Origin of the sequence: Marinobacter sp. AL4B, assembly GCF_019916045.1 — a bacterium.
Classification (GTDB): domain Bacteria; phylum Pseudomonadota; class Gammaproteobacteria; order Pseudomonadales; family Oleiphilaceae; genus Marinobacter.
The window spans coordinates 332,243-348,397 of the sequence record NZ_JAILWZ010000013.1 but is presented as its reverse complement, the minus strand read 5'-3'; the positions used below and the strand labels follow the sequence as shown (position 1 = coordinate 348,397).

The following is a 16,155-nucleotide window of genomic DNA, read 5'->3' as shown; positions in this document are numbered from 1 at the left end:
TTCAATGCGCTGCTGAGGTCTGATGTGGTGTAGCATCCGTGGCCAGAATCCTTGCCTGTTTTTGCTGTTGTTTGTTGCGAACAATGGCATCCACGCACTGGTTCTGGTCACGTAATATCACCACGCATTCCAAGCACTGAATACACTCATCGTAATCCACACGACCATCTTTTCGGATGGCATTGATGCCACACTCGTTCTTGCAGTGCTGGCAGGGTTGCCCGCATCGTTTGACCCGATCCAGCCAACTGAACAGACGGAAGCGCCCCAGTACAGCAAGCCCGGCGCCTAGCGGGCACAGATATCGGCAGTAGAATTTGTGCACAAACATGCCGATGACCAGCAGAATGACGGCATACGCTACGAAGGGCCAATACCGTACAAAGTGCAGGGTAATGCTGGTTTTGAACGGCTCGACCTCGGCCAACTGTTCTGCAAGTGTTAATGAATAGAACGCAGTACCGACCAGCGTCAGCAGAATTGGGTATTTCAGCAGGATAAGCCGTCGATGCCAGTGTTCCGGAATTTTAACCTGACGCAAACCGAGTTTTTGTCCGAGCCAGGATGCCATTTCTTGCAGGGCCCCGAAGGGGCATAGCCAGCCGCAAAATAAACCGCGTCCCCAGATAAACAGAGTGGCGAAGGTGTAAATCCAGAGAATGAAAATGACCGGGTCCAGCAGGAACACGTTCAGGGAAAAACCGTCCCACAGCGCCAGGAACAGAGTGTAAATGTTCACCACAGACAGCTGGCCTTGGGCGTAAAAGCCAATAAAGAACACCGTGAAGAACAGGAATCCCCAGCGGAACCGGTGCACCAGTTTCGGGTGGCGGGTCAGGGTTTTCTGGCGGGCAAAAAATACCGTGAGTATCGACAAAGCGGCTACCAACAAAGCGATTTGCCACCCGCGTTCTTTCCAAAGACCCACCCAAACCGGCTCGCGATTTTGGCGCGGATCCGCTTGCACCTCCACCGTTTCAAATAGCTCATCGGCAAACGCAACGGGCATGGTGAAACGGGCGTTATCAGTGATCAGGTGATTGCGTGGCAGAGATACGTCCAGGTGAAAGCTGGCCTCGGCGCCGGGGTTGAAACCGGCGTTTCCGCCCACTCGAAACAGATTCATCGCGTCCATGACGGGGGCTCCGGGTGCGGCAAGAGTTTGCCCGGTTTCCAGCCAGTTCAGATCCCGTAGCTCGATGGCCAGCTGGCCCTGATTCAACCCCGTCCGGCTGGGAGTGCTGCCGGGGACAAAGTCCGGGCTCACATGCTGGAAAACCCCTCGAGACATAAGCAACATTACCTTGCCTTGGTCATTAAGGCGCTCAAGGAATGACGCGTAGGCCTGATCGCCCAGCAGGTTGCGACCCACCATTGGTGAGTTCATGTAGGCATAATAGAGTTCGGTAAAAGGTTCGCCGGGCTCCGGTTCGAGATCCATGGGGTAGTCCGACAGTGGGCGCCCGAGATTTGCTTCGACCTCGTCCGAAGAAATGGCGACTTTGTTGATGTAACCCCGTTCCAGCATCTGCTGCCAATTCAGTGGTTCATAGAAATCTTGCCGGGCTTGTGTGGGGGCTGCTTGGGTAAAGCCTTCGAGCTTGTTTCGAGCGACCTGAAGCGCCGAGGAAAGAATGGTGTCGTTGATAATCAGCACGGAAACAGTCGCTTTGCTGACCCCGTCGAAGTACACCTGATCGCCGGTGTTGCTGCGCGCCGAGCGACTGGAAGCCTGCACGATGATCTGTTCGGTCAGAGCGCTGCCTTCGTATTGGTTCACAAACTCGGTCAGTGGCGCTTCGCCCAGGCCGTGTAGGAAGACCGGTTCGTGATGGTGCAGAACTTTCACCCCGGTGAAGCGGCCTTTGGTGTCCAGTCCGATCATCATGGTGATCGGCTTTCCGGCAAAGCCCTGAAGTTTGGTGAAGTCTGTGGAGACGTAGGCGTAGCCCAACAGCTCCTGTAATTGGTACACCGGGTAAACGGGAAAGTCAGGCAGCTTGTCTTCAATGACGGTTGCTGAAGGAAACAGCGCCTGTATAACCTCTTTGGTTTCCTGAGGTACCTCCGCGGTATGCCCTGATAAAGGGAATGCCATCAAGATGATGAGCAGCAAGCGCCCGGCCATAAGACTTCTCCTGACATTATTATTGTATCTGTCTCATGTTAGGTACCTGCGGGGGAGTCTCAATTGAACCTGCGGGCCAAAGCGCTGCTACTTTAAGGCGGTCTAAAACAGTTCCAAAGTACCATATGGATAGTGGTCCTCTGTCATTAGCATGAAATCGTACCCTTCGGCTTTCCAAGGGTGCGGATACATACATGCAACGCACTAATAATCATGACAAGAGGTGATCATCATGTGGACCAAACCAGCTTATGAAGACCTGCGCATCGGTTTCGAAGTCACCATGTACTTTGCTAACCGCTGAGTAACAGATGGCCAGCCTTTGGCTGGCTGTTTGATCCCGGCTCAGGAGGTTTTGTATGCACATTCGTATTCTGGGTTCTGGAGCGGGCGGCGGGTTTCCTCAGTGGAACTGTAATTGTTCTAACTGTTCCGGGTTCCGTGACGGCAGCCTCAATGCCAGTGCCCGCACCCAATCATCCATAGCCATCAGTGATGATGGTGAACACTGGATTCTGTTTAACGCTTCGCCTGATATTCGAGCGCAGTTAGCCGATTTTCCAGCCATGCAGCCGGCCCGAGCTCTACGCGATACCGGTATTTCTGCCATCGTGTTGATGGACAGCCAGGTCGACCACACCACCGGCTTGTTATCTCTGCGTGAGGGACTGCCCCTCGATGTATGGTGCACGCCGCAGGTTCGTGATGATCTGAGCAGCGGTTTTCCGTTGTTCGAGATGCTTAAGCATTGGAACGGCGGGCTCAACTGGTGTGAAGTCCATGCTTCGGAACAAGATCCTTTCACTATTCCTTGCGCACCCTCACTGGAGCTGACGGCAATTCCGTTGCTCAGTAATGCGCCGCCATACTCGCCCCGCCGTGATAACCCGCACCCGGGCGACAACATTGGCCTTTTCATTCGGGATCGTGTTGCGAATAAATCTCTGCTCTACGCACCGGGCCTTGGTCAGCCGGACGAACGCATCCGGGCATGGATGGAGCAAGCCGATGTTTTATTGGTAGACGGTACAGTCTGGCACGACGATGAAATGATTCGTCAGGAAGTGGGTACCCGAACCGGTCAGCAAATGGGGCATCTGGCCCAGGCGGGTGAAGGCGGCATGATCGAATTGCTCGACAGCCTGCCCGCCAGCCGCAAGATTCTTATCCACATCAACAATACCAATCCGATCCTGAACGAAGATTCACCGGAGCGTGCTGAATTGGCGGCGCACGGAATCGAAGTGTCCTGGGACGGTATGCAGATTGAGTTGTGAGACCTGCTATGAACGCTAAAGTCAGCACCGTCCTGAATCGAGAAAGTTTTGAAAAAGCGTTGCGGGCGAAAGGCGCTTTTTACCATATTCATCACCCTTTCCATCGAGCCATGTACAGCGGTGCCTGCACACCGGAGCAAATTCGAGGCTGGGTGGCTAACCGTTATTACTATCAGATCAACATTCCCCAAAAAGATGCAGCCATCATGGCCAACTGCCCGGATGCAGCGGTACGACGGTTGTGGTTGCAGCGGATTCTGGACCATGACGGTGACGAGGATTCGGCCGGTGGTATTGAGGCCTGGTTACAGCTGGCTGAAGCCACAGGACTGACGCGGGAAGAGGTGATTGACCAGCGACACGTGTTGCCGGGGGTGCGGTTCGCCGTGGATGCGTACCTTAACTTTGCTCGCCGCGCGACCTGGCAGGAAGCGGCCTGTTCGTCATTAACCGAATTGTTTGCGCCGGAGATTCACCAGTCCCGGTTGGACAGTTGGCCGGCTCACTATCCGTGGATTGAAGAGGGCGGCTACCGCTATTTCCGTAAGCGTTTGTCCGAGGCGCGGCGAGATGTGGAACATGGCTTGAGTATTACCCTGGATCACTTCGTGACGGAGGCTCAGCAGCAGCGGGCGTTCGAGATATTGCAGTTCAAGCTCGATATTCTCTGGGCCATGCTGGATGCCATGTCTATGGCCTATGTCCACAAGACGCCGCCCTATCACACCGTGACTGATAAACAGGTCTGGCATCGTGGCGTGTAAGGAGGTTTTTGTGGCCGATATCCCGAACTTGAGAAGAGGCTTTCGCTTTCAGTGGGAGCCAGCTCAGCAAAGTCACGTGCTGTTGTATCCCGAAGGCATGGTTAAATTGAATGCCAGTGCCGGCGCCATTCTGGCGGAGGTGGATGGCGTGCACTCTAAACAGGAAATTATCGCGTCACTTGAAAGCAAGTTTCCGGAGGCCGGTTCTCTGTCGGGTGATGTCGAGCAGTTTCTGGCCGATGCTGCGAACCAACATTGGATTGAATGGTTATGAGCTGCTCTGATGCGAGTGCCGGGCCGCCATTATGGTTACTGGCGGAACTTACTTATCGCTGCCCACTCCAGTGTCCGTATTGCTCGAACCCGCTGGATTACGCCGACCGTGAGCAAGAACTCTCGACTGAACAGTGGCTGGATGTGCTTCGACAGGGGCGCGCCATGGGCGCAGCCCAGCTGGGCTTTTCCGGCGGTGAGCCGTTGGTGCGCCAAGACTTGCCTGAGCTGATCGCGGGTGCCCGTGAATTGGGTTATTACACCAACTTGATCACCTCAGGTTTAGGGCTCACAGAAGCCAAGGTTCAGGCCTTTGCTGAGGCCGGGCTTGATCATATTCAGGTAAGTTTTCAGGCCTCAGACCCGGAATTGAACAATGCAGTGGCGGGCTCCAAAAAGGCATTTGAACAAAAGTTGGCCATGGCCCGAGCGGTGAAAGAAGCGGGCTATCCGATGGTGCTCAATTTCGTCATCCATCGCCATAACATCCATCAGATGTCGGATATTCTCACGCTCTGTGAAAGTCTCGGGGCGGATTATGTCGAGTTGGCGACCTGCCAATACTATGGCTGGGCGTTCGCCAATCGTGAAGGCTTGATGCCCTCGCGAGCTCAGTTAGAGGCCGCCGAGGCAACGGTGAATCACTTCCGGGATGAACTCCGGGAGCGAGACCATCCCATGAAAGTGATCTTTGTGACTCCGGATTATTACGAGGAGCGCCCCAAGGCCTGCATGAACGGTTGGGGCAGTCTGTTCCTGACCGTAGCGCCTGACGGGACGGCCTTACCGTGCCACAGTGCTCGGTTACTTCCCATCGAATTTCCGAACGTAAAGTCGATGTCGCTCGAAGAAATCTGGTACCAAAGCCCCGGTTTTAACCATTATCGGGGTGACAGCTGGATGCCAGAGCCATGCCGCTCTTGTGATGAAAAAGACAAAGATTTTGGCGGCTGCCGCTGTCAGGCCTACCTGCTGACTGGGGATGCCGATAATGCGGACCCGGTGTGTGGAAAGTCACCTCATCATGATCGAATTCTGGCTGCCCGGACGGCGGCTGAGCATGCCACGGCCGGGCTGGACGACCTCGTTTATCGCAATACCAAGAACTCCCGTGTCTTTTTCCGAAAGTAACCTGATTTCAGCTCGGGAAGCCTGTGCTGGGGCGCGACAGTATGCCGAGTTGCGGGTCAGTGGGGGGATGCTTTTTTGGTTGGCGACAGAGCCCGAGGACGGCTTTGTCAGTCTTTGGCGGTTTGATGGTCAACGATCAGAGCGACTGAATACGGGGGACAGTATCCGCAGCCGGCTGAACGGCTACGGTGGCGGCGCTTATGCAGTCACTTCGGAATTTGTGTGCTGGGTGTCGGAGGAACAATGCCTTTGGAGCATGAATCTGAAGAGCGGCCAACGGCAGCTTTTGGTTAGGGACCCAGATTCTACATGGGGCGGGCTTACGCCCGATCCGCTCCGGATGCGTTGGATAGCTGTTCGAGAGAAGCGGGGAGAGCAAGACCTGGTCGCCGTTGATTTTTTTGGCCGTCTGACGGTCCTGGATGATCAATTTGACTTCTACGGGGCTCCAGCCGTCTGTCAGGATGGGCAGCAGATTGCATGGACCGGGTGGTTTTCTCCCCATATGCCGTGGGATCAATCGTGGGTTTGTCTCGCTGAGTTTGAGAGCTCCGGTCAGCCGGTAAATGTCGCCAAAGCCGAACCGCCTGGGGGCGGCAGCGTTCAGCAACCGCAATTCGTGGCACAAAGTTTGTGGGTTGTCTCAGACCACGGTAATTGGTGGCAGCCTTATCGGGTGGTCCGGCAAGACGGAAAGCTGCATTGGTTACCCGCACTTTCTTCCAGCACGGACCACGCGAATGCGCCATGGCAGTTGGCAGAAAAACATGCTTGCCCTCTACCGGGAGGTGGTTGGGCACGGGTCCGCTATCGCCAAGGCATTGGTGAGCTATGGCTGGAACAGAAAGGCGAGATCAGGCAAGTTGCTAGTGCATACACCGATTTTCGTGATCTCGTCGTCAGCGGCGACGATCTATATTGTGTCGCGCGCAGGCCAGATCTGAGCGACACGATTTTACGATTGAATCTTTTGGCCGGACAGCAAGCTCAGCCACTGTTTAGTGCGCCTGTTCCTCTAGGTGGTAAGAGCTGTGTATGGCCAGAGAGTATTGTGCTCCCATCTGGCGGCGAGCATCCTCACGCGTTGCAAGGGTTTTTGTACCTGCCGGAGCACCCTGTTGAAAAGCCGCCGCTTATTTTGATCGCGCACGGCGGGCCAACGTCGGCGGCCTACGCAACATTCAATCCCCAGGCGCAGTTCTGGTGTCAGCGGGGGTTTGCGGTTGCGGAAGTGAATTATACCGGCAGCACCGGGTTTGGTCGCGAGTTCAGGCAGGCGCTGGCGGGCCAATGGGGCGAGACCGATGTCGCCGATATGTTCAGGATGAAAGCTGCGCTCAGCGACGCTGGTTTGGTTGACCCCAACAGGGTGTTTATTCAGGGCAGAAGCTCGGGAGGCTATACCGCGCTTATGTCGGCTATCCAACCTGAGCAGCGCCTGAGTGGGCTGGCAAGTTTATACGGTGTTACCGACCCGCTAACGTTGAAAGCCGCCACTCATCGCTTTGAGTCCGGTTATCTGGATTGGCTTTTAGGTGAACCTGGGCCAAAAGGGCATCGATGGCAAACTCGTACACCGGCGCGACTGGCCAGGCAGATTGCTTGCCCGTCGTTGTTCTTTCAAGGTGGGCGTGACCGCGTTGTTGTTCCAGAGCAGACGCTCTCGATGGTTAAGGCCCTTAAAGAGACTGGCCAGCAAGCAGAGCTTGTTTGGTTCGATGAAGAGGAGCACGGATTCCGCACCTTGGAGAGCCAGGTCAAAGTACTTGACACGCTTTGGCGGTTCTATTCAAGCTTGGCGAGTCGGAGGCGGTAGCCAAAAGCCCGGTGTCGCGCCCTGAAACATGGGGTAGTATGTTAGCAATACCTATAACAACAACCGAGTTGATAAGGCCGCCATGAGTCATGACATTTCATCCCTTCGCAAGTTTGTCTCGCCAGAAATCGTATTTGGGGCCGGCTCCCGACGGTCGGTTGCGAACTTCGCGGCCAATTTTGGTGCGAGGCATGTCTTTTTGGTATCTGATCCGGGTGTGAAGGCCGCGGGTTGGGTGCACGAGATAGAGCAGTTGTTAGCCGAGTCGGGGCTTGAAAGTACGACGTTTACAGCAATCTCACCCAACCCGAAGGTAGATGAGGTGATGGCCGGGGCTGAACAGTACCTGGCCAACCAGTGCGATGTGATTGTTGCCATCGGTGGTGGTAGTCCCATGGATTGCGCCAAGGGGATTGGCATCGTTGCAACTCACGGGCGCAGTATTCTTGAGTTTGAAGGTGTGGATACCATTACCAATCCGCCACCGCCTCTGATATTGATACCTACTACGGCCGGGACATCGGCGGATGTCTCTCAGTTCGCGATCATTTCGGATCCAGATCGCCGTTTCAAATTCTCTATTATCAGCAAAGCGGTGGTTCCAGATGTGTCCCTGATCGACCCCGAGGTGACAGAAACCATGGGGTCGTATCTTACTGCTTGCACGGGCGTAGATGCTTTGGTTCACGCGATTGAGGCCTTCGTTTCTACGGGCAGTGGGCCTCTCACCGATACGCATGCGTTGGAAGCCATCCGCCTGATTAACCGCAACTTAGAGCCTTTGGTGGCAAACCCGTCTGATCCGGTGCTTAGAGAGCAAATCATGCTTGCGTCCATGCAGGCGGGCCTTGCGTTCTCGAATGCTATCCTTGGCGCCGTACACGCCATGTCCCATAGTTTGGGCGGATTTCTCGATCTGCCCCACGGTTTGTGTAATGCGCTTCTACTAGAACACGTCGTCGCTTATAACTTCGCCTCGGCGGAGGATCGCTTTCGGCGAGTGGCTGAGGCGATGGATATTGATACCCGTGGTATGACTAATGCGCTGGTCAAAAGGCGCTTGATGTCGAGAATCATCTCGCTCAAGAAAACACTCGGGTTGGAAGCGCGTTTACATGAGTTAGGCGTGAGCGTGTCTGACATTCCTTACCTTTCCGGCTATGCCCTGAAAGATCCCTGCATACTGACTAACCCTCGAAAGTCGTCGCTGAGGGACGTTCAGGTGGTTTATGAAGAAGCCCTCTGATACGGACCCAGGCGAATACGGCATAGGCGACCTGTTGGGGTTAGGTCGTCAGTCCGTTCGAAAAAATTATTATCCCGCACTTCAGCAGCAAATTGACGAGCTTGAACAGGAGCGCAATCGGTATAAATGGCTGTTCGAGAATGCGCTTCATGGGATATTTCAAGCCAATCTCCGAGGCGGTTTTGTCGCTTGTAACCCGGCGATGGCGCGTATTTGCGGTTATGACAGCGCAGAGCAATTACAAAACAGCATTGTGCGATTGCGAGAACAGCTTTTTTTTAGCGCGGCAGAGTTCGACGCGCTTCGCCAGGAGTTGCTGGATCGTGGAAGCCTGAATGCACGGGAAACCCGGTTTCGGCGCGCCGATCAAACATCGGTGGATGTGGCCATTACTATGCTTAGGCGCCCCGATCTCGGCCCCGAGGTTGTCGAAACTTTCGTGGCGGACATATCGGAACGCGTTCATGCCCGCCAAAGACTTGAACGGCTGAATGCAGAGCTGGAACATCGAGTTTTAGAGCGTACAGAGGCACTGCAGAACGCCAATGATGATTTGCGCTATCAGATTGAAGAACGCGAAAAGGTCGAGCGGGAATTGGTCGTTGCCAAGGAAATTGCTGAAGAAGCAAATCGTAGCAAAGACAAATACCTGGCAGCGGCCAGTCACGACTTATTGCAACCATTAAACGCCGCGCGTTTGATGGTATCGGCGCTTCAGGAAGGGGCTTTGCCAGAGAGCGAAAGCAAGATGGTTCGGCAGGCTCATCGAGCTCTAGAAGGCGCGGAAGAACTCTTGGCTGATCTGCTGGATATCTCCAAGCTGGATCAGCAGGCCATGAAGCCAGATTTTATCCATCTCGATATCAACGAGCTGGTGCGGGATCTGGGTGAAGAGTTTAGCGCCGTTGCCGCCAATGAGGAGCTTGATTTTCGGATCCGCAGTACCTCTGCGTTTGTCCAGACCGATCAGCGTATGCTTGCCCGTATTGTCAGGAATCTCTTAAGCAACGCATTTCGATATACCCGGCAAGGGGGGGTTTTGCTGGCGGTGCGTGTGCGAGATGAAAGTGTGCAACTGCAAGTATGGGACACGGGTGTGGGAATCGCGCCCGAAAAACTCCGGGATATCTTTGCCGAGTTCCACCAGGTGCTGCCGCAAGGCGCAGGCGGCCGACAAGGGGCGGGTTTGGGCTTGGCGATTGTGGAACGAATGGTGGGTGTGCTGGGGTGCCAAATTGATGTGGCGTCTAAAATGGGCCAAGGCTCCCGGTTTACACTGACGTTGTCGAGGGCCTCGGCACCTCGCTATGAAAAACGTCAGCCGCCGGTTATTCCGCCGGTGTTGGAAGAGGGCTTTAATAGAGCTTTGATACTGGTGATCGATAACGAACCCGCCGTGCTCGAAAGTATGCAGATGCTGCTCGAACGATGGGGGTGTGAGGTCATGCCTGTTCTTGGTCGCGAAGAAGCGCTGGCGGAACTTGCCCGATCCGGGAAACGACCGACTGTCGTGCTTGCGGACTACCATTTGGACGACGGTCTGACCGGATTCGACGCTATTCATAGAGTGCGGAAGTATCTGGGAGAAGATGTGCCGGGCGCTATTATTACGGCAGATCGTAGCGATGAGGTTCGCACCTTATTACGGGCACAGTATCTGCCTGTGCTGAATAAGCCTGTTAAGCCGAATCGGTTGAGGGCGTTGTTAACCAGTTTCGTCGCATCGTCGCCCATTTGAAGGCGCTGTTCTTCTTTCTGGCGGAGTGACACCACCTTTTCGGGGCGGTATAGCGACTACACTGATAGAAGGCATCTTTTGTAGGAGTGGCTTATGACAACGGAGAACGGCAGTCTCACCAATCACGAAGTCACCGTCTGCCTTGCAGGCGGCGCCGTGCTAGGCCCATACAATGCCACCTGGAGCCAGAATGAAGGTGGTGACGTTCGGGAACTGGTGCGTGAATATGATGCGTTTCTCCAAGGGGAGAAACAGCGGCGTTTCAAATTCCATCTGCATGATACTTACACCTTGACCGTGCATACCTTGATCCTCAACTTTGAGCAAGTCACCGGTATTTGCGACCATGTCCGATTAAAGTCACCGGCGCGCGCAGGCTAGGTGTAAGCGCGTGTGCTGATAAGCATGGCAAAGCAAAAATAGGGAAGGTGTGATGAGCGATTACCGAGTGGAAAAGGATAGTCTGGGGGAAGTGATGGTTCCCGCCAATGCGCTATGGGGAGCACAGACCCAGCGGGCCATTGATAACTTCCCTGTGAGCGGCCAGCCCATGCCCGAAAATTTCATCAAGGCCATGGCACAGGTGAAGCGTGCGGCGGCGCAGGCAAATGCGTCATTGGGTTTGTTAGACGGCCAGCGTCGGGATGCGATTGCCCATGCCTGCGAGAAATTGATTCTGGGTGAATACGCCGACCAGTTCCCGATCGATCGCTACCAGACAGGTTCTGGCACGAGTACCAACATGAATCTGAATGAGGTCATCGCCTCGATTGCCGCCAAGCAGGGCCATGACGTTCATCCGAACGATCACGTTAACATGAGCCAAAGCTCTAACGATGTGATTCCAACGGCCATTCATGTGAGTTCACTGCTGGCGGTCAAAGGGCACTTAATGCCAGCGCTGTCGCACCTGCAGGGTGTGATTTACGAACGCGAAGCGGAATACAGCAAACAAGTAAAAACCGGTAGAACGCACCTGATGGATGCTATGCCGGTGACGCTTGGACAGGAGCTGAGAACCTGGCGTGAACAATTGGCGGCGGTTGAAAAGCGTTTGGAGTCGGTGCTTGGTGAATTAGCGTATTTGCCCCAAGGCGGAACGGCCGTGGGCACCGGGGTCAATGCGGCTTCCGAATTTGCTAAACAATTCGTCAAATTCCTGAAAATGAATACCGGATTTTCGTTTAAGTCCCTTGAGCATAAGTTTGTTGGCATAAGCGCAGTGGATGCACCGTTGTCGTTGTCGGCCCAGTTGCGGGGGGTGGCGGTGGTACTCACGAAAATCGCCAACGATTTGCGCTGGATGAACAGCGGCCCGATCCATGGTCTGGCTGAAATCAGCCTGCCGGCTCTGCAACCGGGTAGCAGCATCATGCCGGGTAAGGTAAACCCAGTGATTCCGGAGTCGGTCGCTATGGCTTCGGCTCAGGTCATGGGGCTAGACGCGGCCGTCGCGATTGCTGGTCAGTCGGGTAACTTTCAGCTCAATGTAATGTTGCCATTGGTTGCCGGTAACTTGCTGGACATGATCAAACTGATGTCGGGCGCTGCCGGGATTCTGGCGGACAAGTCGATCCAGGGCTTTACCGTTAATGCCGATCATTTAAGTGATGGCGTTAGCCGCAATCCGGTGCTGGTGACGGCGCTGAATCCGGAAATTGGTTATGCGTTGGCATCCGAGATTGCCAAAGAGGCATACAGCACCGGGCGCCCGGTGATCGACGTGGCCGAAGAGCGGAGTGGGTTGGGCCGTGCACGGCTAGAAGAGCTCATGGACCCACTGAAATTGACCCGTGGAGGTCTCGCTTAAGCAGGCATGGCCGGAGGTGAGTTCTTGTTGTTATCGCTGGAACTCTTTGTGTTGTTGGTGATGGCCAACGGTGTTCCGGTGGTCGTGGCTCGGCTGCTGCCGAAATATGGTGACTGGCCTGTGGATGCCGGCCTGACGTGGTCGGATGATCGGCCAATTTTCGGGCCGAGCAAGACGTGGCGTGGTCTGCTCTCGGGCACCTTAACGTGTTCGTTGTTTGCGCTTTGGTTAGATCTTGGCTGGGTCTTCGGTGCATGTTTTGGTGCACTGTCTTTGCTCGGAGATTTGCTCAGCAGCTTCATTAAACGCCGAACTGGCCTGGCTTCGAGTGCTCGAGCCGTCTGGCTTGATCAGCTACCTGAAGCTGCGTTACCGATGCTGATGGCTTGGTTCTGGCTTCCTTTGCCGTTTTGGGAAATCTCGGCGATTGCCGTGCTTTTTGCCTTGTCGAATATGCTTTTCTCCCCTTTGCTATACCGTTTGGGTATTCGCAAACAGCCCCATTGATTCCTAAGCTGGGCCGCGTGTCAACGTATGCACGGTGACTTCCGGCGGGCAATTTAGGCGAACGTTCAACACGGATGTGCCTGCACCCGGAGAGGTATATCCCTGCATGCCGTTCACTCGCCAGAACCCCCGGCCTAGATGGCGAGGGCAATCGGAATCCAGCGTCACAGGGATTCCGCCGGGTAAACAGAGCTGGCCGCCGTGGGTGTGTCCGCACAGGAACAGGTCGTAGCCGGCATGGGCGGCCTCTCGCCAGACTTCGGGGGTGTGGCTGAGCAGCAGGCTTACGCCTCCAGCTGGAATATCGTCGCCGGCTTTGTGCAAGTTGTGGGCTTTGTAGTAGTGAGCGTCGTCGATGCCTGCCAGATAGATAGTTTCACCGGAACGGGTCAGCGGCATCATTTCGTTCAAAAGCAATCGGTAGCCCATATCCTCCAGAGCAGGCACCATGCGAACACTGTCGTGGTTTCCCAGTACAGCATAAGCGTCGCCTCGGACGGCTTCCCGTAGCCTGGCCATACCATCCAGAGAGGCCTCTATCGGCCCCCAGGTGAGTTGGCGGTAATCACCCGTTAGCACGCACACATCGTAATTCAGCGATTGGATCTGCCGGATGACCGCTTGCAGGTTCTGCTCGTCCATATCCACATGCAGGTCGGTCAGGTGCAGGATGCGAAAGCCCTCGAACGCCATTGGCAAGTTGTGCACCTTGAACGTATTGGTAGCGGTTCTGAGTTTTCGACTGTTGGCCTGGGCCCGACTAAATAGGCCAAGGGCTTTAAGGCAAAAGCGGATTAATCGCGGTGCGTTCGTGAGATTTTCGAGGTGGAAGGAGCGTTTGTCCCGGCCCAGCAGCAAGGCTTCCGACTCTTGCTCGATGCCCAGACGCTGGCGGGCGTGCACCGGGCCTAATCGCAGGCTCAGTCGGTAGAGTAAGAGCTCTTCCTGATTCTTGGGTTCGCGAACCTTCGCTGTCATGCTAATTCCCTGATGCCGAGCGGGACCTTATGCTGATCCCTGTTGTCATTATGGTTGGTCACTGGGCATCTGCAACTTTAGCGATACAATGTTCATGTATACCGAGGACTTATTAGGGAGCTATTGGGAGATAGACGATGACTGACATTGGCCGGTCTGCTTCGGTGTCTGGCTGGCAGATTTTCAAGATATTTCTTCGCTTGGGGCTAACCGCGTTTGGCGGCCCAGCTGCGCATCTTGGCTTTTTTCATGACGAATTCGTGACCCGTCGAAAATGGCTGCCTTCAGAGGCCTTTGGTGAAGTCGTGGCGCTGTGCCAGTTATTGCCGGGCCCGGCTTCCAGCCAGGTAGGACTGACCATTGGTTTGTTGCGTGGACGCTACAAGGGCGCCTTTGCAGCCTGGCTGGGATTTACGCTGCCGTCAGCGCTGCTGATGACCTTGTTTGCATTCGGGCTCACGCACTGGCCGGAAGTCGGGTCAGGCGGCTGGGTGCACGGGCTGAAACTTTTTGTCGTTGCCGTGGTAGCGCAGGCTGTCTGGCAGATGGGGCGAACACTCTGCCCTGATCTGCCGCGACGAGTGATCGCATTGCTGGTGGCGAGTGCATTGCTGTGGGTTGGTGCGGCCTGGATGCAGCTTATGCTATTAGCTTTGGCGGGAGTCGCCGGAGTGAGTTTGAGCCTGAGCTCAGGCAAGGCGGTCGAGCCGATGACGGTCGGGTTGCAGGTTCGTAAGCCTTGGTTGTTTGCGGTGTTGTTTGCCTGTCTGTTGGTGTTTTCGTTAATGCCGTTGGCCCCGGGTTCTCTGGCTTGGGTTGGGGCAGAGCTCTACAAGACAGGGTCTCTAGTGTTTGGCGGCGGCCATGTGGTTTTGCCTTGGCTACAGGAAGGTTTTGTTGAAACGGGGCGGATGACAGCGGATACCTTTCTCGCGGGTTACGGGGCGGCTCAGGCGGTGCCGGGCCCCCTGTTTACCTTCTCGGCGTTCCTGGGAGGCATCGAAGCGGGTGTTCCCGGTGCGGTAATCGCCCTTTTGGCAGTGTTTCTTCCCGGAACCCTTTTGGTGTTTGCCGGTCTGCCATTGTGGCGTTGGGTACGAAAACACCCCAAGGCGCGGGCCGCGCTTGCTGGTGTCAATGCCGGCGTGGTTGGCCTGCTTTTGGCTGCGCTGTACGACCCGGTATGGACGTCGGCGGTGCAGGGATCAACAGATTTCGCCATCGCTTTGTTACTGTGGTTGGCGTTAGCGGTTTTGCGCTGGCCCGTTTGGGGCCTGGCTCCGGTAAGTGCCATACTGGGCATCATATTGTTTTGAAGGATGGATAGGATTATGAGCGAAGCATGCAATATCCCGGGGCTGAATGTGCCTCGCAGCCGGTTCCCTAAGCCGGAGCATGAATTAAACGAAGGTTCTGATAGCGCTCATATTGTTGTGGCCGGGGGGTGTTTCTGGTGTGTAGAGGCTGTTTTCCTGGCCATCGACGGCGTAACCGGGGTGGAATCCGGCTACGCAGGTGGCTCAGCCGAAACGGCCAATTACGAAGCTGTCTGCACAGGATCAACCGGGCATGCAGAAGTGATTGATGTGCACTACGACCCGGCGAAAGTCGGTTTTGGCGAATTGTTGAGGGTGTTTTTCTCGGTGGCTCATGACCCTACGCAGCTGAACCGACAGGGTAACGACGTAGGTACCCAGTATCGGTCAGCCGTGTTTTATGAAACCGAAGAGCAAAAAGCGCTTACAGAAGCGTACATTCAACAATTGAATGACTCGGGTGTCTATTCCGCGCCAGTTGTGACAACGATTGAGCCTCTGGAAGCTTTCTACCCTGCAGAAGCTCACCATCAGAACTTTGCTGCGCGCAACCCCTGGCAACCCTATATTATGGCCGTTGCCGCGCCGAAAATGGAAAAACTGGCCGCCGCTTGGCCAGACCGACTAAAACCCGAAACCAGCCAGGACGACTCTGACCTGGCGTGAGGAGAATTCCATGAGTATGTCTGCTGCAGGCTACGACGTAACGCCTCTGAGCAAAGCTCAGGTGGACGAAAAAACCGCCGGGCTGACCGACGAAGAAAAGCGAGTGTTGCTGGACCACGGTACTGAACATCCGTTTTGCGGTACCTTGCTGGATAACAAGAAGACCGGTGTGTATCACTGCCGCCTATGCGACCTGCCGTTGTTTGGCTCTGATGCTAAGTTCGATTCCGGAACCGGCTGGCCGAGCTTCTTTCAGCCCTTCGATCCCGATCATCTTCGCTATATCGAAGACACCAGTTTGGGTATGACACGCACGGAAATTCGTTGTGCCCGCTGCGACAGCCATCAAGGACATGTGTTTCCGGACGGCCCACCGCCAACGGGGCAACGCTATTGTCTAAACTCCATTTCCATGGTGTTTCACGAGACCGATTAATGGCCTCTTCGGCAGTGCTTCGGCGCTGCTGGCATTCCGTCTGACCAACGCCTTCCCTTTGCCTAAGTA

Annotated in this window: 16 protein-coding genes; 14 read left to right on the top strand and 2 right to left on the bottom strand. The window is 55.2% G+C overall.

Annotation, left to right across the window (positions count from 1 at the left end):
- Window position 1 precedes the first annotated feature (1 nt).
- Entirely contained in the window at window positions 2-2,128 is a 2,127-nt protein-coding gene (locus K5L82_RS11915; protein ID WP_223134298.1) for a NosR/NirI family protein, read from the bottom strand.
- A gap of 232 nt (window positions 2,129-2,360) precedes the next feature.
- Between K5L82_RS11915 and pqqA the strand changes: the two genes are divergently transcribed.
- The 11 genes from pqqA to K5L82_RS11860 all read left to right on the top strand — a co-directional run bounded on the left by pqqA (window position 2,361) and on the right by K5L82_RS11860 (window position 12,690).
- On the top strand, window positions 2,361-2,432 hold the full coding sequence (gene pqqA, locus K5L82_RS11910) for a pyrroloquinoline quinone precursor peptide PqqA (RefSeq protein ID WP_007153157.1): 72 nt from the start codon (window positions 2,361-2,363) through the stop codon (window positions 2,430-2,432).
- A gap of 55 nt (window positions 2,433-2,487) precedes the next feature.
- Window positions 2,488-3,405 (top strand): pyrroloquinoline quinone biosynthesis protein PqqB, encoded by a 918-nt coding sequence (gene pqqB, locus K5L82_RS11905; protein ID WP_223134297.1) that lies wholly within the window; start codon window positions 2,488-2,490, stop codon window positions 3,403-3,405.
- A gap of 8 nt (window positions 3,406-3,413) precedes the next feature.
- The gene (pqqC, locus tag K5L82_RS11900) at window positions 3,414-4,169 is read left to right on the top strand and encodes a pyrroloquinoline-quinone synthase PqqC (protein WP_133007383.1); all 756 of its coding nucleotides are present in this window, start codon (window positions 3,414-3,416) and stop codon (window positions 4,167-4,169) included.
- Complete coding sequence (gene pqqD, locus K5L82_RS11895) at window positions 4,159-4,443, top strand: pyrroloquinoline quinone biosynthesis peptide chaperone PqqD (RefSeq protein ID WP_223134296.1); 285 nt, start codon at window positions 4,159-4,161, stop codon at window positions 4,441-4,443. The genes pqqC and pqqD overlap by 11 nt, the downstream gene beginning before the upstream one ends.
- The gene (gene pqqE, locus K5L82_RS11890; RefSeq protein WP_223134295.1) at window positions 4,440-5,573 is read left to right on the top strand and encodes a pyrroloquinoline quinone biosynthesis protein PqqE; all 1,134 of its coding nucleotides are present in this window, start codon (window positions 4,440-4,442) and stop codon (window positions 5,571-5,573) included. Before pqqD ends, pqqE begins: the two co-directional genes overlap by 4 nt.
- On the top strand, window positions 5,554-7,389 hold the full coding sequence (locus K5L82_RS11885; RefSeq protein WP_316933391.1) for an alpha/beta hydrolase family protein: 1,836 nt from the start codon (window positions 5,554-5,556) through the stop codon (window positions 7,387-7,389). The genes pqqE and K5L82_RS11885 overlap by 20 nt, the downstream gene beginning before the upstream one ends.
- Before the next feature lie 82 nt (window positions 7,390-7,471).
- Window positions 7,472-8,635 carry an alcohol dehydrogenase-like regulatory protein ErcA gene (gene ercA / locus K5L82_RS11880; RefSeq protein ID WP_133007386.1) on the top strand — a complete coding sequence of 388 codons (1,164 nt, stop codon included), beginning with the start codon at window positions 7,472-7,474 and terminating at the stop codon, window positions 8,633-8,635.
- On the top strand, window positions 8,619-10,373 hold the full coding sequence (locus K5L82_RS11875; RefSeq protein WP_223134294.1) for a NahK/ErcS family hybrid sensor histidine kinase/response regulator: 1,755 nt from the start codon (window positions 8,619-8,621) through the stop codon (window positions 10,371-10,373). Before ercA ends, K5L82_RS11875 begins: the two co-directional genes overlap by 17 nt.
- Window positions 10,374-10,466: 93 nt before the next feature.
- Window positions 10,467-10,754, top strand: coding sequence for a hypothetical protein (locus K5L82_RS11870; protein ID WP_114334574.1), 288 nt, complete (start codon window positions 10,467-10,469; stop codon window positions 10,752-10,754).
- Window positions 10,755-10,806: 52 nt separating this feature from the next.
- Complete coding sequence (locus K5L82_RS11865) at window positions 10,807-12,183, top strand: class II fumarate hydratase (RefSeq protein WP_223134293.1); 1,377 nt, start codon at window positions 10,807-10,809, stop codon at window positions 12,181-12,183.
- Between the two features lie 24 nt (window positions 12,184-12,207).
- Complete coding sequence (locus K5L82_RS11860; protein WP_223134292.1) at window positions 12,208-12,690, top strand: CDP-archaeol synthase; 483 nt, start codon at window positions 12,208-12,210, stop codon at window positions 12,688-12,690.
- A gap of 3 nt (window positions 12,691-12,693) precedes the next feature.
- On the opposite strand, the gene K5L82_RS11855 is transcribed toward K5L82_RS11860, so the two are convergent.
- Window positions 12,694-13,668, bottom strand: a complete 975-nt coding sequence (locus K5L82_RS11855) for a metallophosphoesterase (RefSeq protein ID WP_223134291.1) — start codon at window positions 13,666-13,668, stop codon at window positions 12,694-12,696.
- A gap of 137 nt (window positions 13,669-13,805) precedes the next feature.
- Between K5L82_RS11855 and chrA the strand changes: the two genes are divergently transcribed.
- From chrA to msrB, 3 genes are read left to right on the top strand one after another with little or no spacing between them, the layout of a single operon-like run.
- Window positions 13,806-14,984, top strand: a complete 1,179-nt coding sequence (gene chrA, locus K5L82_RS11850; RefSeq protein ID WP_223134290.1) for a chromate efflux transporter — start codon at window positions 13,806-13,808, stop codon at window positions 14,982-14,984.
- 15 nt (window positions 14,985-14,999) lie between these two features.
- Entirely contained in the window at window positions 15,000-15,650 is a 651-nt protein-coding gene (gene msrA, locus K5L82_RS11845; RefSeq protein WP_223134289.1) for a peptide-methionine (S)-S-oxide reductase MsrA, read from the top strand.
- 10 nt (window positions 15,651-15,660) lie between these two features.
- Entirely contained in the window at window positions 15,661-16,086 is a 426-nt protein-coding gene (gene msrB, locus K5L82_RS11840; RefSeq protein ID WP_223134288.1) for a peptide-methionine (R)-S-oxide reductase MsrB, read from the top strand.
- Window positions 16,087-16,155: the final 69 nt, after the last annotated feature.